11 protein-coding genes are annotated in these 22,271 nt (G+C 69.3%); 4 read left to right on the forward strand and 7 right to left on the reverse strand.

Translation table 11 applies throughout. The annotated features are described in order from the left end of the window. Positions 1 to 39 precede the first annotated feature (39 nt). The 4 genes from AABQ55_RS28465 to AABQ55_RS28480 are packed head-to-tail and all read left to right on the forward strand — an operon-like array spanning position 40 to position 3,689. The gene (locus AABQ55_RS28465; protein WP_272808182.1) at positions 40 to 705 is read left to right on the forward strand and encodes an arylsulfatase; all 666 of its coding nucleotides are present in this window, start codon (positions 40 to 42) and stop codon (positions 703 to 705) included. Between the two features lie 19 nt (positions 706 to 724). Further along, complete coding sequence (otnK, locus tag AABQ55_RS28470; RefSeq protein ID WP_272808181.1) at positions 725 to 1,987, forward strand: 3-oxo-tetronate kinase; 1,263 nt, start codon at positions 725 to 727, stop codon at positions 1,985 to 1,987. Next, positions 1,984 to 2,622 (forward strand): 3-oxo-tetronate 4-phosphate decarboxylase, encoded by a 639-nt coding sequence (gene otnC, locus AABQ55_RS28475; protein ID WP_272808180.1) that lies wholly within the window; start codon positions 1,984 to 1,986, stop codon positions 2,620 to 2,622. The genes otnK and otnC overlap by 4 nt, the downstream gene beginning before the upstream one ends. Positions 2,623 to 2,681: 59 nt before the next feature. Next, a complete protein-coding gene (locus AABQ55_RS28480; protein WP_272808179.1) occupies positions 2,682 to 3,689 on the forward strand; it encodes an AbrB family transcriptional regulator in 1,008 nt (335 codons plus the stop codon). A gap of 43 nt (positions 3,690 to 3,732) precedes the next feature. Here AABQ55_RS28480 and AABQ55_RS28485 read toward each other — a convergent pair whose 3' ends face one another. From AABQ55_RS28485 to AABQ55_RS28515, 7 genes are read right to left on the reverse strand one after another with little or no spacing between them, the layout of a single operon-like run. Then, complete coding sequence (locus tag AABQ55_RS28485) at positions 3,733 to 7,278, reverse strand: amino acid adenylation domain-containing protein (RefSeq protein ID WP_272808178.1); 3,546 nt, start codon at positions 7,276 to 7,278, stop codon at positions 3,733 to 3,735. A 3-nt stretch (positions 7,279 to 7,281) separates the two neighbouring features. Beyond that, a complete protein-coding gene (locus AABQ55_RS28490; protein ID WP_272808177.1) occupies positions 7,282 to 7,629 on the reverse strand; it encodes an isochorismate lyase in 348 nt (115 codons plus the stop codon). 3 nt (positions 7,630 to 7,632) lie between these two features. Next, entirely contained in the window at positions 7,633 to 9,285 is a 1,653-nt protein-coding gene (locus AABQ55_RS28495) for a (2,3-dihydroxybenzoyl)adenylate synthase (protein WP_272808176.1), read from the reverse strand. Positions 9,286 to 9,288: 3 nt separating this feature from the next. Further along, positions 9,289 to 10,500 (reverse strand): isochorismate synthase, encoded by a 1,212-nt coding sequence (locus AABQ55_RS28500; RefSeq protein WP_272808175.1) that lies wholly within the window; start codon positions 10,498 to 10,500, stop codon positions 9,289 to 9,291. Then, positions 10,500 to 13,802, reverse strand: a complete 3,303-nt coding sequence (locus tag AABQ55_RS28505; RefSeq protein WP_272808174.1) for a non-ribosomal peptide synthetase — start codon at positions 13,800 to 13,802, stop codon at positions 10,500 to 10,502. Before AABQ55_RS28505 ends, AABQ55_RS28500 begins: the two co-directional genes overlap by 1 nt. Further along, positions 13,799 to 17,824: a non-ribosomal peptide synthetase gene (locus tag AABQ55_RS28510; RefSeq protein ID WP_272808173.1), complete on the reverse strand. Its 4,026-nt coding sequence runs from the start codon at positions 17,822 to 17,824 to the stop codon at positions 13,799 to 13,801. Before AABQ55_RS28510 ends, AABQ55_RS28505 begins: the two co-directional genes overlap by 4 nt. An 11-nt stretch (positions 17,825 to 17,835) precedes the next feature. Further along, positions 17,836 to 22,173 (reverse strand): SDR family NAD(P)-dependent oxidoreductase, encoded by a 4,338-nt coding sequence (locus tag AABQ55_RS28515; RefSeq protein WP_272808172.1) that lies wholly within the window; start codon positions 22,171 to 22,173, stop codon positions 17,836 to 17,838. Between the last annotated feature and the right edge of the window lie 98 nt (positions 22,174 to 22,271).

Below are 22,271 nucleotides of genomic sequence, written 5' to 3' on the forward strand. Positions count from 1 at the left end.
GGCCCGCCGCGGGCGGCCGCTCCTTTCAAAGGGAATGGAATGTCGCAACAGCCCCGCATAACCCTCGTCCATGCGACGCCGATCGCCATGGAGCCGATCAGACAGGCCTTCGCCTCCGCCTGGCCGGAGGCCGACATGGTCAACCTGCTCGAAGACAGCCTCTCGCCCGACCGGGCGAAAAGTAGCGATATCACCGAGGCGTTGACGGCCCGCATCACGGCGCTGACGCACTATGCGAAGCAGATCGGCAGCGCCGCCGTGCTCTTCACCTGCTCGGCCTTCGGCCGGGCCATCGAGCAGGCGGCGGCGACCGTCGATATCCCGGTGCTGAAGCCGAACGAGGCGATGTTCGAGGCCGCCATCCGCAAGGGCGGCCGGACGGCCATGCTCTACACCTTCCCGCCGGCGCGGGAGGGCATGGAGGCGGAGTTTGCCGAGGAGGCGGCGCGGATCGACCCGACCGCCACCCTGGAGAGCTTCCTTGTGGAGCACGCGATCGAGGCCGTACGGGCTGGCGATGTCGAAACCCACAACCGCCTTGTCGCCGCGGCCGCGGCGGGTCTCAAGGGCTTCGACAGCATCGTGCTTGCGCATTTTTCCACGGCGCGCGCCGTGCCGGCCGTGCGGGCGGCGACGGACATCCCGGTCCTTTCGAGCCCGGACGCCGCCATCGACAAACTGAAGCGCCTTCTCGGCGCTGCCTGATTTTGGGAGTATCCGTTCCATGCTGCTTGGCGTGATTGCAGACGATTTCACCGGGGCGAGCGACATCGCGAACACGCTCGCCAAGGGCTTGCCGGGCGAGGGCGGTCTTCGCACGGTGCAATATCTCGGCATTCCCCATGGCAAGGCCGAGGCCGATGTCGAGGCGGGCGTCATCGCCTTGAAGAGCCGGTCGATCGAAGCCGCCGCTGCCGTGGAGCAGTCGCTTGCCGCCCTGCGCTGGCTGCTCGGCCAGGGCTGCGAGCAGATCGTCTTCAAATATTGCTCGACCTTCGATTCAACGCCGCAAGGCAATATCGGCCCGGTGGCCGAGGCGCTTGCCAGGGCCTTGGATGTCAAGGGCGTCGTCGCCTGCCCGGCGTTTCCCGGCGCCGGCCGGACGGTCTATCAGGGCCATCTCTTCGTGAAGGACAGGCTCCTCAACGATTCCGGCCTGCAGAACCATCCGCTCAACCCGATGACGGACGCCGATATCCGCCGCTGGCTACGGCTCCAGACGACGGGCGGCGTCGGCCATGTCGATATCGCAACCGTCCGTGAAGGTCCTGCCGGTATAGAGACCGCCTTGTGGGAGCAGGACAACACCCTCGTCATCGTCGACGCCATCACGGACGACGACCTCGTCGCGATCGGCCGCGCTACGGCATCGTGCCGCCTCGTCACCGGCGGTTCGGGCATCGCCATCGGCCTTGCCGCCAACTTCATCGAGCGCGGCCTTGCCGCGGGCACGGGAGCGGCGGTGATCGGCATGGACGGGCCGGAAGCCATTCTCGCCGGAAGCTGCTCCGGCGCAACGCGCGAACAGGTCGACATCCACCGCAAGGACCATCCGGCGCTTGCCATCGACGTCGCCGGCGTCCTGGACGGTTCGGTCACCGCCGCGGACCTCACTTCCTTCCTGCTTGCGAACCGGGGCAGGGCGCCGCTGGTCTACTCCTCGGGCACGCCCGGTGAGGTCCAGGCCGTCCAGGCGCGCTTCGGGCGGGAGATGGTTGCCGCCGCGCTCGACGGCCTCTTCGCCAGCACGGCGCGGGAACTGGTCAAGGCCGGCATCCGCCGGCTCGTCGTCGCCGGCGGTGAGACGTCCGGCGCCGTCGTTTCGGCGCTCGACCTTGGCGCGCTGACCATCGGGGCCGAGATCGACCCCGGTGTGCCGGTGCTCTTGTCGGGCGGCGATGAGCCCGTGGCGCTGGCGCTCAAGTCCGGCAATTTCGGTACGCCCGATTTCTTCACCAAGGCATTGGAAAGGCTTGCAGGCAGATGAGTGCGGAAAACAAGGTTCGCGAGGAGATCGTCCGTCTTTCGAAATCACTGTTCGACCGCGGCTTCTCCGTCGGCTCCGCCGGCAATATCAGCGCCGTGGTCGAGGACGGGATCCTGATGACCCCGACGAATTCGTGTCTCGGCTTCCTCGACCCGGCGCGAATCTCGAAACTCGACCGAAGCGGCAACCACATCAGTGGCGACAAGCCCTCGAAGGAGGTGTTCCTGCACCAGGCGTTCTACGAAACGCGGCCGCAGACAGGGGCGGTGGTGCACCTGCACTCGACCTTCGCGACCGCCCTGTCGTGCCTCAGCGATACCGACCCGGACGATTGCATCCCGCCGCTCACGCCCTATGTCGTCATGCGTGTCGGCAAGGTGAAGCTGCTGCCCTATGTCAGGCCGGGCGACGAGCGGATGGGCGAGATGATACGGGAGCTTGGCGGCCGCCATGCCGCTGTCCTCCTTGCCAATCATGGTCCCGTCGTTGCCGGCAGGGACATCGTCTCCACGGTCTATGCCGCCGAGGAGCTGGAGGAAACCGCCAGGCTGCTCGTTCTGCTGCGCAATGCACCCACGCGTTTGCTCTCCCCGGAAAACGTCGCGGAACTGAAAGCCGTCTTCGGCGGCTATTGAGGGGGGGGACGCCATCCGTGAGGTGCAGGGAGGCAGCCAGCTCGGCGGCGCGGTTTGCGTTGACGCTTGCCATCGCCACGGCAGGAGGCTTCCTGCTGTGGCTGGCGCACATGCCGCTTGCCTGGTTGCTCGGGGCGATGCTGGCGACCGCGCTTTCTGCGTTCCTGCATGTCCCGGTGTCCCTGCCGAAACATGCGCGGCCGCCGATGACGGCGGTGATCGGGGCCGTGCTCGGCACGTCCTTCTCGCCGGAGATTTTCCGGCATGCCGCAGCCTGGATCGTTTCGCTTCTCGGCCTCGTCGCCTTCATCGCGATCACGGGTGCGCTGGCCTTCGTCTATTTTCGCCGCATCGCCCGGCTCGATCCCGTGACGGCCTATTTTTCCGCGATGCCGGGCGGCCTTGTCGAGATGATCACGCTCGGCTCGGAAAGGGGCGGGGATGAGCGCATGATCGCGCTGATCCATGCCGCGCGGATTTTCCTGGTCGTCCTGGCGCTCCCGTTCCTGATCGAGGCCCTTACCGGTTTTGACATCGATCGCACGGCAACGGTGTCCGCGGCTTCGGCAACGGTCGCGGTCGACGATATCCTCTGGTTCCTGGCTGCCGTCATCGGCGGCGCCGTGCTTGCAAGCCTGTTGCGGCTGCCGGCGCGTTTTCTCGTCGGGCCGATGCTTGCCAGCGCCGTGTTCCATCTGACGGGACTGACGGATTTCGAGCTGCCGGCGGCAGCCCTTGCCGGCGCCCAGGTCGTCATCGGCGCGACGATCGGCTGCCGCTTCGCAGGGGCTTCGCCACGGATCGTGCTTCAGTCCATGCTCCTGTCGGCCGGCGCGACTTTTGTGATGCTGCTCTGCACGGCCGCGTTTTCCTCGGTGCTCTCCCTTGCTGGCGGCGATCGTTTCATCGCCTATGTGCTTGCCTATTCACCGGGCGGCGTCGCGGAGATGAGCTTTATCGCGCTTTCATTGAACGTCGATGTGCCGTTCGTGGTGCTGCATCACATCGTGCGGGTGCTGACCGTCGTGGCCGGAGCATCTGCTGCGTTCCGGTTCTTCAAGCAGTAAGGTATTCGGTCCACCGAGATCGCCAGCAAGCCTGTCCGGCCGGCTACGCGCTAACGTCCATTCTCCCGTTCTTTTTCTGCCGGTGGTTTCGCACCCGCCGCGGGCCGTTCTCCGGCTGATGCGGCACTTCGGCCGAGGAAGGCGCGAAGAGGCGAGCCTGGCCGGCGACGGTCGGATGCTCGAAGATCCGGATCACTGAAACCGGTTGTTCGAAGAGCTGGGAAAGACGTCCCGCGAGCCGCGTGGCGAGGAGCGAGTTGCCGCCGACGAGGAAGAAGCTGGTGTCGAGGGATTCGATCGGCCGTCCCAGGAGATCCTTCCAGAGATCGCAGACCTGCTTCTCGATATCGGAGAGCGGCCGTGCGGGAGGCGCGCACGTGCCTGCCGCGGCTTCGCGGGCGCGCTGTTCCAGCGCCGCGCCGTCACGCTTTCCGTTGGCGGTCAACGGCATCCGGTCGAGCACGATGAAGGTGGAGGGAACAAGGGCGGCGGGCAAGTGATCGCGCAGCGCGGCGAGCAACGTTTCCTCGCGGTAGGCCGCGCTGCCACCGAGGGTGAGGAAAGCGGCAAGGCTGTCGCCGGTTCCCGCGCCGCGCACCGCGACGACGGCTGCCTGCCGCACCGCCGGATCGGCGGCGATGAGTGTTTCGATCTCGCCAAGTTCGACGCGCAGGCCGTTGACCTTCACCTGGCCGTCGCGCCGGCCCAGAAATTCGACCACGCCGTCCGGCTGCCAGCGGCCGAAATCGCCCGTGCGGTAGAGGCGTTCGCCCGTGCGGGGATGGCGGATGAAGCGGGCGTTTGTCTTCTCCTCGTCCCGCCAGTAACCGAGCGCGAGGCCCACGCCGCCGATGAAGATTTCCCCGATGGCGAAGTCGGGGCGCTCGGCAAGGGATTCGTCGAGCACGTGGATCGTCTGGTTGGCGAGCGGCCTACCGTAGGGCACGCTTTTCCAGCCCGGCTCGATGCGCTCGACCTCGTGGGCGATCGACCAGATGGAGGCCTCCGTCGCGCCGCCGAGCGACACCAGTTTCGGCGGCCGGGGAAGCTTGAGGAGCGAACGGCAGAGCGGCAGGGGCAGCCAGTCGCCGGAGAGCATGACGAGCCGCAATCGGGAGAGCATTGCGAGCGTGCCGCGGTCGGCGAGCCGGTCGTGCAGCAATTGCAGGAGCGCCGGCACGCTGCTCCAGAGGGTCACGCCGGCTTCTTCGAGAAGGCGCAGCCAGCAATCGGGATCCGGCGCGGGGGCGGCCGGCGGAATGACGATCGCGCCGCCGGCGGCGAGCATGCCGAAAATGTCGTAGACCGACAGGTCGAAGCTGAGCGAGGACACCATAAGGCAGCGATCGGCGGCCGTGACGCCGTAGCGCGCATTGATGTCGAGCACGGTGTTGAGCGCCGCGCCATGCTGGATCGCGACGCCCTTTGGCTTGCCCGTCGAGCCTGATGTGAAGATGACATAGGCGAGATCATCCGCGGCCGCCTGTGGCGGGATGACCTCCTCGGCGCCAGCCTCCGACAATAAAGGATCGTCCACCACGATCATGGGGACGAGAAGGTCACCATCGGCTGCATCGGCGGGTATCAGCGCCAGCGTCGCGCCGCTTTCCGCAAGCAATGTCTCGATCCTCTTGCGGGGAAGAGCGGGATCGACGGGCATGTAGGCTGCGCCCGCCTTGAGGATGCCCAGCACGGCGACCACCTGCCGCCAGCCCTTCGGTAGGAGCACGGCGATGGGTGGGCCGGGCATCGCGCCGGCGGCGGCGATCTGGCCCGCAAGGCGGTTGCTGGCCCTGTCGAGTTCGCCATAGGTCAGGCTGCGCTCTTCGTCGATGACCGCGATCGCATCCGGCTGCGCCTGCGCCTGGCGCAGGAAAGGATCGTGCAGCAACACGGCGTCCGTGCCCGCATGCCAGGCCGTTGCATTCACCGCTATCCGCCGCGCCGCCTGCTCTTCCGGCAGGGAGAGGATGGCGGTGTTCCAGGTGCCGTCTTCCGCGGCGAGCGTCTCCAGCAGGGACAGGTGACGGTCGGCGATCATTGCCATCAGGCCTTCCGGGTAAGCCGCGTCGACATAATCCCAGTTGAGGACGAGGTTGCCCTCGTGCTCCAGCACCTGATGGTCCAGCAGGGTCTGCGGCGTCTGCACCGCGGCGCGCACGATTTCGCCGAAGCCGGAGAAGGCGTCGAGATAGCTTTTTCCCGTTCCGAGCGCGCTGGTGAAGACATAGGGCATCAGTGCCCGGCCGGGCGTATTGCGGGCCGCCGCCACCATCGACAGCGCTTCGACGCCGCTGACGGCGCTGTTGTCGAGATCGCGCCAGAGCTGCTCCTGCGTCGCGTGGGCAAGAGCGGCGAAGGAGGCGGGGGCGAGCGTGTCGATCTCGACCAGCGTCAGCGATGTGAAGTCGCCGATCACGCCGTCATAGGAGGGGCCGGACAGCGGGCGGTTGAAGAGTGTCGTCGTCAGGGTGAAGGCGCCGCTCCCGCTCCACAGGGCGAGCACGCGTGCATAGGCGGCCAGCAGGGCCGCCGAGGGCGTGATGCCCCGGCTGCGGATCTTGTCCTGCAGGCGTCGCCACGCAGCCTGCGAAAGGACACGCTGCTCACGGGCGAAACGTGGCGCGTCGATCGCCTCGACCGGTCGGGCGAGCGGCAGGTCCGGGCCGAGCGGCAGATGGGCGGCCCGATCCTGCCAGTATCGCCGCGCGCGGGCGGCTTCCTGCGACCTCGCCTCCGCTTCGCGCGCGAGGGCGTGCTCGCGGAATGACGCCGCCGGCCGGGGGAGGGCGACGGCCTGGTTCTCATAGCGTGCGCGCCATTCCGCAAGCCAGATTTCCAGGGATTTCAGGTCGAAGACGAGGATGTCGAAGCTGAGATGCAGGATGGTTTCGTGTGGTGAAAGCCGCGTCGCGTGGACGCGATAGAGCGGCCAGCGGTCGGCGGGCAGCACCTCCTGCTCCATGTCCGCCCGAAGCGCCGAGAGGCGCCGCTCCCGTTCCTCCGCGGCAAGGTCGCTGAGGTCAGTCTGCCCGATGGCAAGGCGCGGCACCTCGTCGAGCACGCGCTGCATCCCGTCGGTGTCGATGACCGCGCGCAGCATCGGATGGGCGGCGATGGTGGCGTTGAGGGCCGCCTCCAGCCGCTCGACGTCAAGATCGCGCGTCAGCGCCTCGATGTAGCCATGGGCGGCGACGCCGCCGAGCTCGAAATGCGGATCCCGGCCGAGCCAGTAGGCACGCTGGATGTCGGTGAGCGGGAACGGGCCGGTGTCGGCGGCCGGGCCGGCCGGTTGCTGCGCGGCCATGCTCCCGGCGCCATGCTGCGCCTCCGCCGCCAGGGCAGCCCAGGCTTCGACGGTCGGTGTCGCCACCAGGGTGCTGAAGGAGAGCGTTGCGCCGTCCGCCGAGAGACGGCTTTGCAGACGCATCAGGGCGATCGAGGTGAGGCCGAGTTCGATGAGGTTTTCATCGGTGCCGAATTCCTCCGGCTCGGCGCCAAGCTCTTCCGCGACGAGCCGGTGCAGCTCGAGCGCCATGGTTTCGGCAGCCGTTTCATGCCGGCTGCGGGCAAGTGCGGGCTCCGCCATGTCCTACTCCGCCTCGCGCCGGGGCGCGTTCTTCTGTTCCCAATGATGGATCTGCTGTTGAATGAACCACTGGATGATCTGGCTGAAAAGCGGCACGATGAAATCCGGGTCGAGCCCGTTTTCCTCTGCCCAGCGCCGCCGTTCGGGCAGCATGGCCGCAACGCGCTCGGGCGCCGGTATGCTGGCGACGTCAGGCTTGAAGCGGGCCGCCTCCAATACGTATCCCATGCGCAGGCCGAACAGGTCGACGAGCGCGCGGTCGATCGTGTCGATCGCCTGGCGGATGTCGCCGAGGTCCTGGCAGTCCGCGGGCGTTTCGGCGCGCAGGCCGAGGTCTTTCGCTGAGGGCACGCGTCAATCTCCGTTGTCGAGGCCGGCGGAAAGGTGAAGCTGCTTCAGCCGTTCGCGCAGGTCCTTCTTGCTCACCTTGCCGATCCCGGTTTCCGGGAACCGCTCGATGAAGACGAACTGGTCGGGCATCTTGAACGCGGCGAGGCCCCGCGCCTTCAGATGCCGGATGAGGGCGAGCGGTTTCAGCCCGCCGGTCCGGGGGATCACGAAGGCGCAGATGCGTTCGCCGAGCGTTTCGTCCGGCAGGCCGACGACGGCCGCGTCGTGCACGTCTCCATGGGCAAGCAGCAGGTTCTCCACCTCCTCGGGCGAGAGTTTTTCGCCACCCCGGTTGATCTGGTCCTTCTCGCGGCCGGAGAGCACGAGATAGCCGGCGGACGTCAGGCGCACGATGTCGCCGGTGCGGTAAAAGCCGTCCGGCGTGAAGGCTTTCTCATTGTGCTCGGGGATCTTGTAGTAGCCGCGGATCGTGTAGGGCCCGCGCGTCAGGAGTTCGCCCGGCTCGCCGGGCGCGACGTCCCGGCCCTCGGCATCGACCACACGGATTTCATCCGCCGGCGACATGGGCCTGCCCTGGGTGGTGACGATCGTCTCCTCGTCGTCGTCAAGGCCGGTATAGCAGATCAGGCCCTCTGCCATGCCGAAGACCTGCTGAAGGCCGCAGCCGAGGCGCGGGCGCACGCGCCGCGCGGCTTCCTCGCTGAGCTTCGCGCCGCCCACCTGCAGGGTTCTGAGGCTCGATATGTCGGCGTCAGGCGCACCGGCGGCCTCCATCCAGAGCAGGGCGAGGGGCGGCACGAGCGAGGTGAGCGTCACGCCATGCGCCGCGATGAGGGCGAAGGCCGTCCTCGGGTCGGGATCGGGGGCGATGACGACCGTGCCGCCGCTGACGAAGGTTCCCATGATGCCGGGGCAGGCGAAGGGGAAATTGTGGGCGACGGGCAACGCGCAGAGATAGACGGTGTCCTCCGCCATGCCGCTTGCGGCGGCGGCGGTGCGGATGTTGTAGAGATATTCGTTGTGCCGGCGCGGAATGAGCTTCGGCACACCGGTCGTGCCGCCGGAAATCTGGAAGACCGCGACATCCTCGGGCTGGGCGGCGTCATCGACCGCGGCGTCCTCGAAGAGCCCGGAAAGCGCGGTGAAGGCTTCGGCCTCGCCGTCGACGATCACATGGCGGAGCGCCGGCAGGCCCGGAAGCAGCTCGTGGGCGAGCGCCCGGTAGTCGAAGCCGCCGGCGCGGTCGGCGATGAAGTAGGCGCGGGCCTCGGTGAAGTCGAGGAAGCGGCCGATCTCGATATGGCGGTGCGAGGGCAGCGCCAGAACCGGAACGACGCCGAGGCGCAGGAGCGCGAAGACGACTTCGACGAAGGCGATGCCGTTCGGCATCTGCACGACGGCGCGGTCGCCTTTTTGAAGGCCGAGGCGGCGAAGGCCGGCCGCAAGCGCGCCCGCGCGCCGTCGAAGGTCTTCGTAGGTGACATGCCGGCCGCTCTCGATCAGCGCCGTCTTGCCGGCATGGCGGTCGGCGATGCGGTCGAGCATGCCGGAAAAGGTTTCCGCCTGCCAGAAACCCTCGCGAACATAGCGTGCGCGAAACGTTTCCGGCCAGGTCGGCGCGTCCACCGAAAGATCTTGGGCCGTTTCCTGGAGCATGGTCTACCTTTCTGCCCGCGCCTTTCCGGCGGCGGACGGTTCCAGGCCGAGAGCCTGGAGCATGGTTTTCAGCTTGGTTTCTGTTTCCCGGTACTCCGCCTCCGGGTCCGAGCCCTCGACGATGCCGGCGCCGGCGAAGAGGCGGACGCGGCGGCCGCGGATTTCCGCGCAGCGGAGTGTCACCGCCCATTCGCCGTCGCCATTCTCGTCGCACCAGCCGACCATCCCGGCATAGAGGCCGCGATCGAACCCCTCGATATCCGCGATGGCCGCCAGCGCCTCGGCGGTCGGCGCGCCGCCCACGGCCGGCGTCGGATGGAGCGCGAGGGCGAGGTCGAGCGCGGTCACGCCGGGCGAGGCGAGTTCGCCGGTGATGACGGTCGAGAGGTGATTGACGGGACCGGCGGCGAGCACGCTCGGGGTTTCGGGAACGTCGAGGCTCCTGCAGAAGGGGCGGAGCGTGTCGCCGACGGCGCGGCTGGTATAGGCGTGCTCCTGGCGGTCCTTCGCGGAGGCGAGCAGGCGGGCGATGTTGCGGGCGTTGCGCAGCCGATCCGGATCGGCGGCGATCGTGCCGGCGAGCGGATTTGCGAAAACCCGGTCGCCGGCCTTGCGCACCAGCAGCTCGGGACTTGCGCCCAGCAGCACGCCCGCATCCTCGCCGTTGCCGGCGTCGAGCGGCACGCCGTAGACGAAGCTTCCCGGATGGCGCCGCATCAGCGTCGCCAGCAGGCCGGCAAGGTCCGGCGCCGCATCGAGCTCCAGTTCGAGACGGCGGGCGAGCACCAGCTTCTTCAGGTGCGTCTGGCGGATGCGGGCAAGGCCGCGGGCCACCGCATCCCGGTAGCCGGACGGCGAGGGGGTCTGGCGGACGTCGACGATCGCGGGCGCCTCGCCCGGCGTCGCGGCGAGCGGAACAGGCCGGCCCGGCCGCTCCAGGCGTTCCGGCACATAGAGGCTGGCGGGCGATTGCGTATCGAAGGGGATCGCGCCGACGACGACCGGCGGAAAACCTTCGCTCCGGGCGGTCGCGAGCAGGCGCGCGACCGTCTCGCGCAAATCCTCGCCGGCGGGCCGCGCGCTGAGCGCGATGCCGTGGCCGATCATTCTTGTGGTCGGCGAAACGTAGACGGTCCGGCCGTGAAGGCCGGCCGCGGGCAGCGTTTCGGTGACGGCGGCATCTGCCGCGATGCGGGCGGCGGGTGTGTGTTGCATCAGGCGGTCTCCGTGGCGGCGCTCTCGGAAAGCGGGGGAAGGGTGGTCATGTGGGCTTCCAGCGCGGCGATCGTCGTGTGCACGAAGAGGTCGGTCACCGGCAGGTCGACGCCGAGCTCCCGGCGAAGCCGCGCATGCGCCTCGACGAGCCGGATCGACGTGGCCCCGAGTTCGAAGAAGTTGACGTCGGCGGGAAGCCCCCGACGGCCGATCACCGCTTCGAGGATTTTTCGCACGGGGCTCGTAGCGGCCGTGGCGGCTTTCGGCTTCTGGCTGGAGAAGGCGGGCAGCGCCTTCGGGTCGATCTTGCCGTTGGCCGAGAGCGGCAGGGCCGCATGGACGCCGAAGCGGGCGGGGACCATGTAGGCCGGTAGCAGCGCGCGGCAATGTTCCCGCAGCGCTGCCTCGGTAAGCGCGCCAACGGCCCGCGCCGCGACATGGGCGACGATCTGCCGGCCGCCGGCGGCCTCCTGCACCAGCGCGACGGCACGCGCCACATCCGGGTGGCTTTCGAGCGCGTGGGTGACGTCGCCGAGTTCGACGCGATGTCCGCCGATCTTGACCTGGCCGTCCTCGCGCCCGAGGAATTCCAGCGTTCCATCCTCCCAGAAGCAGCCGAGATCGCCCGTTCGGTAAAGGCGTTCGCCCGTGTCGGCGGCGGTGACGAAGGCGGCAGCTGTTTTTTCTCCGTCGCCCCAATAGTCGTCGGCGAGGCCATGCCCGCCGATATACAGCTGGCCTGCGACGCGATCCGGGCGATCGGCGCCGTAGCGGTCGAGCACGCGAAAATACTGGTTCGCGAGGGGTCGGCCGTAGGGCACCGATTTCCACTCCGGTGCGACGGTGCCGGCTTCCTGCCAGTTCGACCAGATGGCGGCCTCGGTCGCCCCGCCGAGCGCGATCAGCCGCGTTTCCGGCGCGGCGGCGGAAAGCCGGCCAGGCAGATCGAGCGGCACCCAGTCGCCGCTGACGAGCGCGAGGCGGAGCGAGGATGGCAGGGGGGCCGCCATGCTGGCGGACCAGACGAGCAGCATGTCCAGCAGCATCGGCACGGAATTCCAGATGGTGACACCATGCTGGGAGAGCATGGCGCTCCAGTGCGCCGGGTCGCGCTCCGCGCCGGCATCCGGCAGCACGACGGCCGCGCCCGCGGAAAGCGGCGCGAAGATGTCGTAGACCGAAAGGTCGAAGCTGAGCGAGGAGAGCGCGAAGACGCGGTCCCGCGGGGTCATGCCGAAGCGGCGCGCCATGTCGTCCAACGTGTTGGCGACCGCGCCGTGGGACATGGTGACGCCCTTGGGCATGCCGGTCGAACCGGAGGTGAAGATGACATAGGCCGCTCGCGCGCTGTCGGCCTTTGCCCGTCCCTCCGGCGCCCGGGCGGGCGAAAGCTCCGGAACCGGGTCGTCGAGGCTGACGACGATCGTGTTCGCCGCCCCGTCGTCGGCATCGAGAATCCGGGCGACGGGCGCGACCTGCCGCAGCATGGCCTCTGCCCGGGCGGGCGGAAGGTCCGGCGCGACCGGCACATAGACCGCCCCTGCATGATGGATCGCCAGCACGGCGACGACCTGCAGCGGCCCCTTTGGCAACCGGACGGCGACGCGTTCGCCCGGCCCGGCGCCGGCTTCGCGCAGCCGGCGGGCGAGATCCGCCGCCCGGGCGGCGAGCGCGCCGTAGGTCATGCGTCCGCCGCTCCACAGCAGCGCATCGCGGTCCCAATGGGTTTCGAGCCCCTCCCAGAAGGGCGCGGAGATATCGAGGCTGCCATCGAGCGGAATTGCGGGCGGGTGATGGAGCGCGGAGCGCGTGGCGGCCTGGCCGGCGGGGAGCCGGCGCGAGACGGCGCGGTTCCACCGGTCCGGATCGTCGGCGAGCGCGACGATGGTTTCGACATAGCGCTCGAAGGCGGCCGTGGCCGCGTCGAGGTCGAGGGCGGCTTCGGCGATGTCCCAGTTGAAGCTGAGGCCGCCGCGTTCCTCGTAGAGCTGGTGGTCGAGGGCGACCTGGGGCGTCTGGCTGATGCCGGCGACCTGCCGCCACCGTCCGTCCTTCGCGCCGTCCGTCTCCTCGCCGATCAGAAGGCTGGTGAAGACGACGGGCATGAGCGAACCGGAATAATCCTGCCGGCGGCGGGCGAGGTCGCGCAGGAGATCGACGCCGGAGACCGCGCTGTGCTCCAGCCGTTCCAGAAGCCGCTGCTGCGTCGCGCGGACCTGGTCGGCGAGGGAGGCGTCCATATCCGCAAAACCGAGCAGCGTCGTGTTGGTGAACTCGCCGAGCACATGCCGGATATCCGGATGGATCGGCGGCCGGTTGAACAGCGTGACGTTGAGGGCCACGTCCTCGTTGCGGCTCCAGGTGGAGAGCACATTGGCGAAGAGCGTGGCGAGAAGGCCGGTGGGCGTGACGCCCAGGCCCTTGCACGCCACCTTCAGGGCGCTCCAGCGGGTCTGGTCGAGATGGCCGGCGCGGCGGCGGAAACGGCCCGGGCGACCGCCGGACCGGCTGGCGGGCAGGCGGGGCGCGGGCGGCAGAAGGTCCAGTTCGCGGCTCCAATAGTCCCGGGAGGCCGCTTTCCGCGCGGCATCCTCGCCGCAGAGCACGCAGTCGCGGAAGCGGATGGCGGGCGGGGGTGCAAGCGTCTCGCCGTCGATCAGCGCGAACCATTCCCGGTGGAAGAGCTGGCTGCTCCAGGCGTCGAGCGCGATGAGATCGACGCAGGAGAGAAGCCGCAGGCCGCCGTCGATGCGCACCCAGTGCAGCTCGAAGAGCGGCCAGGCGAAGGGATCGCGCACCCGTTCGCCGATCTCCTCGCGCAGCGCGGCAAGGCGGCGGTCCTGCTCCTCCGCCGGCAGGGCGCGCAGGTCCGTGACGGGCACGGTGTAGTCGGGCACGCTTTCGAGCACGGCTTGCAGGCCGTCCGGCAGGAGGACGGTGCGCAGCATGTCATGGCGCGCGATCACCGCGTTGAGGCAGGCGTCGGCATGGCTGAAGTCGACGGCGTCGTGCTCGAATTCGAGATAGCTGTTGGCGGAGACGCCGCCGAGGTCGAGCGCGCCGGTGCGGCCGACGAGATAGGCCTGCTGGATCGGCGTCTGCGGGAAGGGCGCGAAGCGATCGGCCTCTGCACCGGCGGCGGTCGACAGCCGTTGGAGCAGCGCCTGCTTCTGTTCCGCGACCTTCGCCTTGAGGGTGGCGGTCATCGCGCCGGCGGGCGCGCGAAAGCGCAGCTGGCCCTCCTCGACCCAGAGGTGGATGCGGTGGCGTTCGAGCTCGTCGAGAAGCTGCGTGAGGCTCATAGCGTGCCCTCCGTCATGTCCTGGGCATAGGCGGTCGTCGCGGAAAGCCAGTGCTCGCGCGCCTGCGGCTCCAGCGCGCCGGCGGCCATGGCATGCAGGCAGACATGGTCCGGCGAGAGGGCGAAGCGGCGGCCCATCTCGTCGAGCGGCAGGTCGCCGATCTGGCAAAGGCCGAACGGCCGGCCGACGGCCTGCTGTTCGAGCGCCTGGCACATTGCCCCGCATTCGATGAGCCCGAAGCCGAGGCTCGCGGCGTCGTAGAGCGGCGCGATCGCCTCCAGCGACAGCACGAAGCAGAGGACGAGGCGGCTTGCGGCCAGCGTCTCGCGGCTTCCGGAGCTGAGCAGCGCGAGGTCCGCAAAACCGTCCGGCGCCGTGCAGGGCGATAGGGCGTGCGCCTGCGGGTCGTAGCGATAGCCGCCCGGCGCGAGGTCCTCGATCCCGCCCGGCGGAACGGCGAGATAGGTTCCGACGGGATAGAGCCCGCCGGCCGAGGCGTAGAGCCGGCGCTCCTCGCCATCCCTGTAGTGGCGGCGAAGCGGGGCGAGCAGGGTGGAAAGCTCGTCGGCCGTCAGCGGACGGTCGATGAAATCGCGCCAGCTGCGTCGTGCCGCCGCGGCGGGCGGCTCGGCTGCCCCGGACAGCAAGACCGGCGCTTCGGCGGCGGCAACCGGGCGGGGGCGGCTCTTGAAGAGGCGACGGGCGACCGGGTCGGTGAGAACCGGGTTGCGGGAAAGGTGGGCGCGCAAGGCCGCGGCTCCGGCGACGAGCTCGGCGGGCTGCGCCGCCCCTTGCGGCGCCAGCGCCTGCACCAGGGCGACGAGGTCCGGCAGGCGTACGGCGCGGGCGAGGTCCGTCAGCGGAGGTCGCGCGCCGGCGAAGGCCTCGATGCGGTTGGCGAGCGCGATCAGTTCGAGCGACGAGGCCCCGAGATGGACCAGATTGTCGTCGAGCGAGACGGCGGGGCGCTGGAGGATCGCGGCGACCATCTCCAGCACAGCCCGCTCGACCCCTTCGCCCGATGACGACCGATGTCGTGAAGGGGCGGCCTCGGGCTCCTGCGCGACGAGGGCGAGGAGCGCCTTGCGGTCGAGCTTGCCGTTCGGCGTGAGCGGCCAGGCGTCGACGGCCTTGAACGCGGCGGGAACCATGTAGGCGGGCAGCTCCTCGGCGAGGTGGGCCGCAAGCCCTGTCTCCTCGACTTTTGCCCGGGCCGGCCGGAAGAAGGCGACGAGCCGCGGCCGGCGCGGATCGCCCACGGCGAGCACCTGCGCCTCCTCGACATCCGGATGCCGCTGCAGGGCGCGCGCCACCTCGCCAGGCTCCACGCGAAAACCGTTGATCTTCACCTGCGCGTCGGCGCGTCCCTGGAAGATGATCGCGCCGTCGGGGCCATAGGCGCCGAGATCGCCCGTCCGGTAGAGGGCGAGGCCCGTGCGCGGATGGGGGAAGAAGTGTGCGGCCGTCTTTTCCGCATCGTTGAGATAGCCGAGCGCGAGCCCGTCGCCGGCGATGTAGAGATCGCCGGTATGGCCGATCGGCGCGATGGCGAGGTCGCCGTCGAGGACGAAGACCTGCTGGCGGCCGAGCGCCCGGCCGTAGGGAATGCTCGTCCAGGCCGGGTCGACCTCATCGATGGCATGGAAGATCGACCAGATCGCCGCCTCCGTCGCGCCGCCGAGGCTGTATTGTGCGGCGTCCGGCCAGAGCCGGCGGGCGCGGCCCGGCAGGTCGAGGCCGATCCAGTCGCCGCTCAGCATCACCGTCTTCAGCGCCGGCGGCGGCGCGATGCCTGCGACCTCGTGATAGTCGACATAGAGCGAAAAGAGCCCGGGAACGCTGTTCCAGAGCGTCACGCCATGGCGGGTCGCGAGTGCGTGCCAATGGGCGGGGTTCTGCTGTTCGGCGGGATCGGGCAGGACGAGCGTGCCGCCGGCGCCGAGTACGCCGAAAATGTCGTAGACCGAAAGGTCGAAGTGAAGCTGCGAAATGCCGAGCACGCAATCCGCGCCGCCGATGCCGAAGCGCCGGCTGACATCCGCGATCGTGTTCACGGCGGCCGCATGCGTCACCGTCACGCCCTTGGGATTCCCGGTCGAGCCGGACGTGTAGATGATGTAGGCGGGATCATCCGGCTGCGCACCGGCAAGGCGATGCAGCAGCGCGGGGTCGCCTTCGCCAAGACGGGAAAGGTCGATCGTCGCGGCCGGCGCGCAGGTTGCAAGGGCGTCGGGAGTCGCACCGCGCTCCAGCATGGCGGCCGGTGCGAGATCTTCGAGGATGCGAGCCTGGCGGGCGAGCGGCTGGGCCGTGTCCAACGGCACATAGATGCCGCCGACGAGCGTGACGGCGAGGCAGGCGGCGATCTGTTCCGGCGATTTTTCGAGGCGGATCGCCACCGTCTTGCCGCGGCCGATGCCGGCGACGACGAGAGCGTTCGCGATTCCCGCCACCTGCCGGGCGAGCGCCGCATGGGTCAGCACCATGCCCGATGTGGCGACGGCGGGCCGCTCCATCGCGTCCGGCAGGGCGCGCAGCCACAGGTCGGCGAGCCGCTCGCGCCGCTCGGCTTGTGATACGATCGCCGGGGCGATCAGCGCTTCGGACGGGTCGGCGCGTCCGCCCACCGTCTCCTCCAGCATGGCCGGATCGTCGGCGACGGCTTCGACCAGGGTGACGAAGCGGTCGAAGAGCGGCCGGGCGACGGCGATGTCCAGCACGTTGACGGCGATGTCCCAATTGATCGTCAGCGCGCCGGACCATTCCATCACCTGGTTGTCGAGCATGACCTGCGGCGTCTGGGAAAGGGCCAGCACCGGCCGGCCCGGCTGGGCGGCGGCATCGGAAAACAGGCGCGTGTCGTTCTGCGTCAGCGTGCTGGTGAAGACGACGGGCATCAGGGGGCGGTCGAGATGGCCGCGCGCTAAAGCCATTTCGCGGGTGACGGCCGTGCCGCTGACGAGGCTGTGCTCCATGCCGCGCCAGAGCAGCGCCTGGAGCCGGGTAAAGCGGGCGCGCCGGGTCTCGGCCTGCCGGAGATCGGCCTCGAACAGCATGTTGGTGGTGAAATCGCCGACCACGCGATCGACATGCGGGTGGATCGGCGGCCGGTTGAAGAGCGTCATGTTGAGGCAGAAATGCGGGTCGGCCGCGAAGGCGCAGAGCGCTTCGCCGAACAGCGAGAGCAGCACGGTCGAGGGCGTGACGCCGAGCGTCGCCGCCGTGGCCTTGAGACGGTCCCACCGCGTTTTGTCGATGGTGTGCGAGAGGCGGTCGTAGACCGGCGTGCCGGCCTCGTTCGGGGGCGCGATCACCGGCAGGGCCGGCGCATCCGGCAGGCTTTCCGCGCGCTCCCGCCAATAGCGGTGGGCGCGGGTGAGATCGGCCTCGTCCGGCTCGCTGAGCACGCAGTCGCGGAAGGTGATGTCGGGCGTGGGCAGGTGAAGGTCCGGATCGCGGTAGAAGCGGGCCACTTCGTCGAGAAGGATGAGGATGCTCTGCTGGTCGGCAATCAGGAGGTCGAAGCGCAGATGGACACGCACGCGGCCGGCCGGCAGGAGGCTGAGCTCCACATCGATCATCGGCCAGCGGTCCTCCGCCGGAAGGGCGCGCGCGAGACGCCGGCGAATGGCGTCCATCGTCGCGTCCCGCGCCTCGTCGTCGCTCAGATCGCGCACGACGATCTCCAGTGCGGGTATGGTTTCAGCGATCTCCTGGCGCGTCGCGTCGAGGATGCGGGCGCGCAGCATCGGGTGGCGCGCCATCACGATGCCCCATGCCGCCCGGTAGCGCGTGATGTCGAGCGTCTCGCAATCCAGCTCGTAGTAGAACTGGCAGGCCGCGCCGCCGAGCGGCAGCGACGGATCGCGGCCGAGCAGGTAGCCGCGCTGGATCTCCGTCAGCGGGAAGGGCGTGTGAATGTCCTCCGTGCGCTGCTGTGGCGGTGCCGCGCCTGCTTCGACGCCGAGGAGCCGGCTCAGAAGCGCCGGATCGAAGGAGAGGGCTGTGCTGCTGCTCGACATGACGTTCCGTCTCAGGCTGTGGCGACCTGGCGCGCGAGCGTCTGCCGCTCGGCGTCCGGGAGGGCGTGAATATGGAGGTAGGCGAGGGCGACCTGCTCCGTCCCGGCGACGGCTTCCAGCCGGCGCGACAGAAGGGCGGCCGTCCGGTTCGAAAGAAAATCCGGTAGCCCCAACTCGACCTGGAAGATGCGGCGCAGTTTCGAGAGGAAGCGGACGGCGAGGATGGAGTCGCCGCCGAGCTGCAGGAAGTCGTCCGTGGGGGCGACGCCCGGAAGGCCCAGCGTCTGCGCGAACAGCAGCCGCACTGCCCGTTCCTGCGGGGAGCCCTCGTCCGCCGCGATGGTGGCCGGCTGCGTGGGCGTGGCCATGCGCTCCAGGTGTTGCCGGGCGGCCTCGCTCGTTTCCCGCAGGCGGTCGTCGAGATTGCGCGGCGTGACGATCACGTGGGAGAGGCCGCTCGCGATGATCCGCCAGAGGGCGGCAAGGCCCGCCTCGACGCCGATGGAGTCGGCCGCCGCACCGGCGAAAAGCGTCTTTCCGTCGTCCTGCGCGGCCCCGAACGCGCCCTCCCGCCAGTTGTCCCAGCCGATGCTGACGAGGCGCGGGCCTGGCCCCCGGCTTTCGGCAAGAAAATCGAGGAACAGGTTGCCGGCCATGTAGTCGCTGTTGCCGTAGCCCGAGGTTTCGCCGGCGAGCGAGGAAAAGGCGACGAGGAAATCCGGTTCCATTGGACCGAAGACGTCGAGAAGCGCGCGCGTCGTTTCGACCTTCGCGGGGCGGTTGCCGTCCGTCCCGGTGAGCGTCATGTCCGCGATCGTTTGGGAGATATAGCGGCCGGCGAGGTTAAAGATGCCGTCGAGCCGTTCGCCCGCCGCGACGAGCCTCGCGGCGACGGAGCGCAGGAGATCCCGGTCTGCGGCGGAACCCCGTATGAGGGTGAGACGACCGCCGTTTCGCCGGCATTCGGCGAAATGCGGGGCGTCTTCGTCGAGCGATCGGGCGATGACGATGACATGGCAGCCCTCGGCGGCAAGCGCCTGGACCAAGCGGCGGCCGAGCCCGCCATTGCCGCCGGCGACGAGATAGGTTCCGCCGGGGCGGATGACGTCGGGAAGCGTCGCCGGCGCAAGCGCGACCGGCGGAACGTCCCTCCGCCAGAAGCGGCCGCGACGCAGGGCGAAGGCGCCGGCATACAGGCCGCCGCCTGCGGTCTGCACCGCCTCCAGCCGATCGAGGTCGGGCTGAGCGGGGAGCCGGTCGGCATCCAGCCAGGTTGCACGAAGGCCGGCCTGCTCGAACGGGATCGCTCTCAGAACCCCGAGGGCAAGCGCCTGCTCCGCATCGGGCGACTCGTCGCCGCAGAGCGCGGTAAGCGTGCGCGTGCAGAGGACAATATGGGAGAGAAGGCCGGCGGGGGCAAAGGCCTGGACAAGGCGCACGAGGCTGTCATGGCCATGCGTTCGGGCGTCGGCCTTCTCGTCCATCAGCCAGCCGAAGAGGCAGTTCGCGCCGGTGACGCCACGCGCCTGCAAGGCGTCGGCAAGCTTCGAAAAGTCGCCGGCATGTCCCGGACGAAGCCGGAACCCGCCGTCCGGCAGCGCGGCATAGTGTTCGCCAGGGTGGATGCGGATATCGCCGCGGCCGGCCAGCCCCGCCTCGCCCTCGGGCAGGAAGAGCACGCGTGGCCCGCGGTCCGGCGTTGAAGGAGTCTTCGGCAAGGCCAGCGTGCGCCATTGCGGGGCATGGAACCATTCGTCGGGCGGCAGGATCCGCGACCGGTTCGCCATGCTTTCCCGCCCCGGCACTATCTGCGGCAGCAGATGGACCACGCGCTGGAAGGGATAGCCCGGCATCGGCGTGCGCCGCCAAGCGCGATACAGCATCAGGAGGTCGGGGTCGACGTCGTGCCCCTCCACCCAGAGCCGGCCGAGCGCCGACAGGAGGTCTTCCGTTTGCGAGGCGTTCGAGGCGAGTGTCGGCAGGGCGCGAAGATCTGCGGCGGCGCCCGTGACGGCGGCGGTGCAGCTCGTGCCGGGGCCGAGCTCCAGGCAGGTCGCGCCGGGCCACAGGCGGGCGAGGCTGGCGACGTTGTCGGAGAAGCGGACGGTCTGGCGCAGATGCCGGACCCAGTAGTCCGGGGCGGTGATCTCCGTTGCGTCCGCGACATCGCCGCTGGTGTTGCTGAGCACGGGGATCGACGGTGCAGCGAAGGCGACGGTGCTGCAGGCCGCTGCGAACTCCTCGAGGATCGGTTCCATCAGGTGGGAATGGAAGCCATGCGAGACGGCCAGCATGCGCGTCGCGATGCTCTCGGCGGCGAGCGTGTCCGCAAGGGTGCCGAGGGCTTCGGGCGCACCGGAGACGACGCAGCGATCGTGGCGGTTGACGACGGCGAGCGATACGCTGCCGTCCCGCAGATAGGGTACGAGCGCTTCCCTTCCGGCATGAACGGACAGCATGGCGGCCGCCGGCAGGCGTGACATCAGCCGCGCGCGGGCATGGACGAGCCGGAGCGCGTCCTCCAGCGAAAAGACGCCGGCAAGGCAGGCGGCGACATATTCGCCGATGCTGTGCCCGAGCAGAGCGGCAGGCGTGAGGCCGGCCGCCATCAGGCTGCGGGCGAGGGCGTATTCCGTCGCGAACAGGGCGAATTGCGTGACCAGCGTCGGCTTCAGCGCGTCGTCCTCGGCGCCGAAGAGCAGGGGGCGGATGTCCTCTCCCAGCATAGGTTCGATCAGGGCGGCGCACCGGTCCAGCGTCTCGCGGTAGACCGGCAGGCTGTCGTGGAAGGGGCGGCCCATGCCGGCGAATTGCGTGCCCTGGCCGGGGAAGAGGAAGATCGGCCGGCTAGGTGCGGCCACGGCGGAATGGGTGGCGGCGCCGGCTTCCAGCTTGCGCAGCGCCTCCGCGGGGTTGCGGGCCGTGAGCGCCCGGCGGTGCGGAAAGTGCCGGCGGCCGAACAGCAGCGTCCCGGCCTGATCGACGAGGCTTGCGCCGCTGTCGGCGGTCCAGGCGGCGGCGAGGGATCGCTCCATGGCCGCAAGGTCATCCGGCGTGCGGGCGGACCAGCAGAGAAGCGCGGGCTCCTCCGCCGCGATCGCATCGCGGCGGGGCGGGCTGGAGAGCAGCATGTGCACATTGGTGCCGCCGAAGCCGAAGGAGCTGACGGCCGCGACATGGCGCTCGGCGGGGGGAAGGCGCGTCGGGCGATCGCAGATGGAAAAGCGCGAGCCGGCAAGATCCAGCAGCGGATTGGCCGTGGTGAAGTTGAGTGTCGGCGGTACCAGGCCGGTGCGCACGATACCGATGGCCTTGATGAGGCCGGCGAGCCCGGCCACCGTGTTGAGATGGCCGGTGTTCGCTTTGACGGAGCCGATGAGGCACGGCGCCCCGCCATGGCCGTAGACGGCGCGGATGGCATCCATCTCGATCGGGTCGCCGATCGGCGTGCCGGTGCCGTGGGCCTCGATATAGCTGACGTCGGCGGGGGAAAGGCCGCTGAGGCCGAGCGCCTCGGAGAGAACCCGCTTCTGGCCGGCGATGCCCGGCGCGGTGAAATTGCCGCGCTCGCGCCCGTCGTTGTTGGCGGCGCTGGCCTCGATGACCGCGTAGATGAAATCGCCGTCCCGCTCGGCATCGCCGAGGCGTTTCAGGACGAGGGCGGCGACGCCGTTTCCGCCGACGATGCCGTTCGCGCCCGCGCTGAAGGGCGCGATCATGCCGGTCGGCGACATCGGCCCGCCGGGATCAGCATGGTAGCCCTCTTCGATGTCCATCGAGATGGAGACGGCTCCGGCAAGCGCCATGTCGATCTCGCGCGACAGCAGCGACTGGACGGCCTGGTGGACGGCAAGCAGCCCGCTGGAGCAGGCGCTCTGCACCACGACGGCCGGCCCCTTCAGGTCGAGCAGATAGGCGACGCGGGAGGCGAGGAAATCCTTGTCGTTGCCGATCAGCATGGCAAAATAGTCGGCGGCGCTGTCGGCATAGGAGCGCAGGCCCACATGGCGCAGCACATAATCGCCGAACCCGGCGGCGGCGAAGACGCCGGTCACGCGCCCGCCATCGCCCGCGCCGTAGCCGGCGTCCTCCATGGCGTGCCACGCCGTTTCGAGGAAGACGCGCTGCTGCGGGTCCATCAGCGCTGCTTCCGAGGGCGCGAAGCCGAAGAGGGCGGCGTCGAAGCACTCCTTGTCGGCAAGGGCGAAGCGCGCACCGACCACATCCGGCCGGCTTTCCACCTGCGTAAGGCCCGACGCGCCGGCCTCCAGCATCTTCCAGAAGGCGTGCACATCCGGCGCGCCGGGAAAGCGGCCGGCGAGGCCGATGACGGCGACCCGTTCGTCCATTGCTTCCGAGACCTCTTGCATGTCGTGCGCCGCCACGCCGGTCACGCGGATGGCCCGTGCTTCGGCTGCGCCGGGGCAAGAATTTTCGAGGGAGCGGG

It is taken from the genome of Shinella sp. WSD5-1, from assembly GCF_963942435.1.
GTDB lineage: Bacteria > Pseudomonadota > Alphaproteobacteria > Rhizobiales > Rhizobiaceae > Shinella > Shinella yambaruensis.

What these genes read in the sequence shown, in the direction of transcription:
- AABQ55_RS28465 (WP_272808182.1), top strand. Translation starts at nt 40, where the DNA reads ATGTCGCAACAGCCCCGCATAACCCTCGTCCATGCGACGCCGATCGCC.
- otnK (WP_272808181.1), top strand. Translation starts at nt 725, where the DNA reads ATGCTGCTTGGCGTGATTGCAGACGATTTCACCGGGGCGAGCGACATC.
- otnC (WP_272808180.1), top strand. Translation starts at nt 1,984, where the DNA reads ATGAGTGCGGAAAACAAGGTTCGCGAGGAGATCGTCCGTCTTTCGAAA.
- AABQ55_RS28485 (WP_272808178.1), bottom strand. Translation starts at nt 7,278, where the DNA reads ATGGCGGAGCCCGCACTTGCCCGCAGCCGGCATGAAACGGCTGCCGAA.
- AABQ55_RS28495 (WP_272808176.1), bottom strand. Translation starts at nt 9,285, where the DNA reads ATGCTCCAGGAAACGGCCCAAGATCTTTCGGTGGACGCGCCGACCTGG.
- AABQ55_RS28500 (WP_272808175.1), bottom strand. Translation starts at nt 10,500, where the DNA reads ATGCAACACACACCCGCCGCCCGCATCGCGGCAGATGCCGCCGTCACC.
- AABQ55_RS28505 (WP_272808174.1), bottom strand. Translation starts at nt 13,802, where the DNA reads ATGAGCCTCACGCAGCTTCTCGACGAGCTCGAACGCCACCGCATCCAC.
- AABQ55_RS28510 (WP_272808173.1), bottom strand. Translation starts at nt 17,824, where the DNA reads ATGTCGAGCAGCAGCACAGCCCTCTCCTTCGATCCGGCGCTTCTGAGC.
- AABQ55_RS28515 (WP_272808172.1), bottom strand. Translation starts at nt 22,173, where the DNA reads ATGGACGAACGGGTCGCCGTCATCGGCCTCGCCGGCCGCTTTCCCGGC.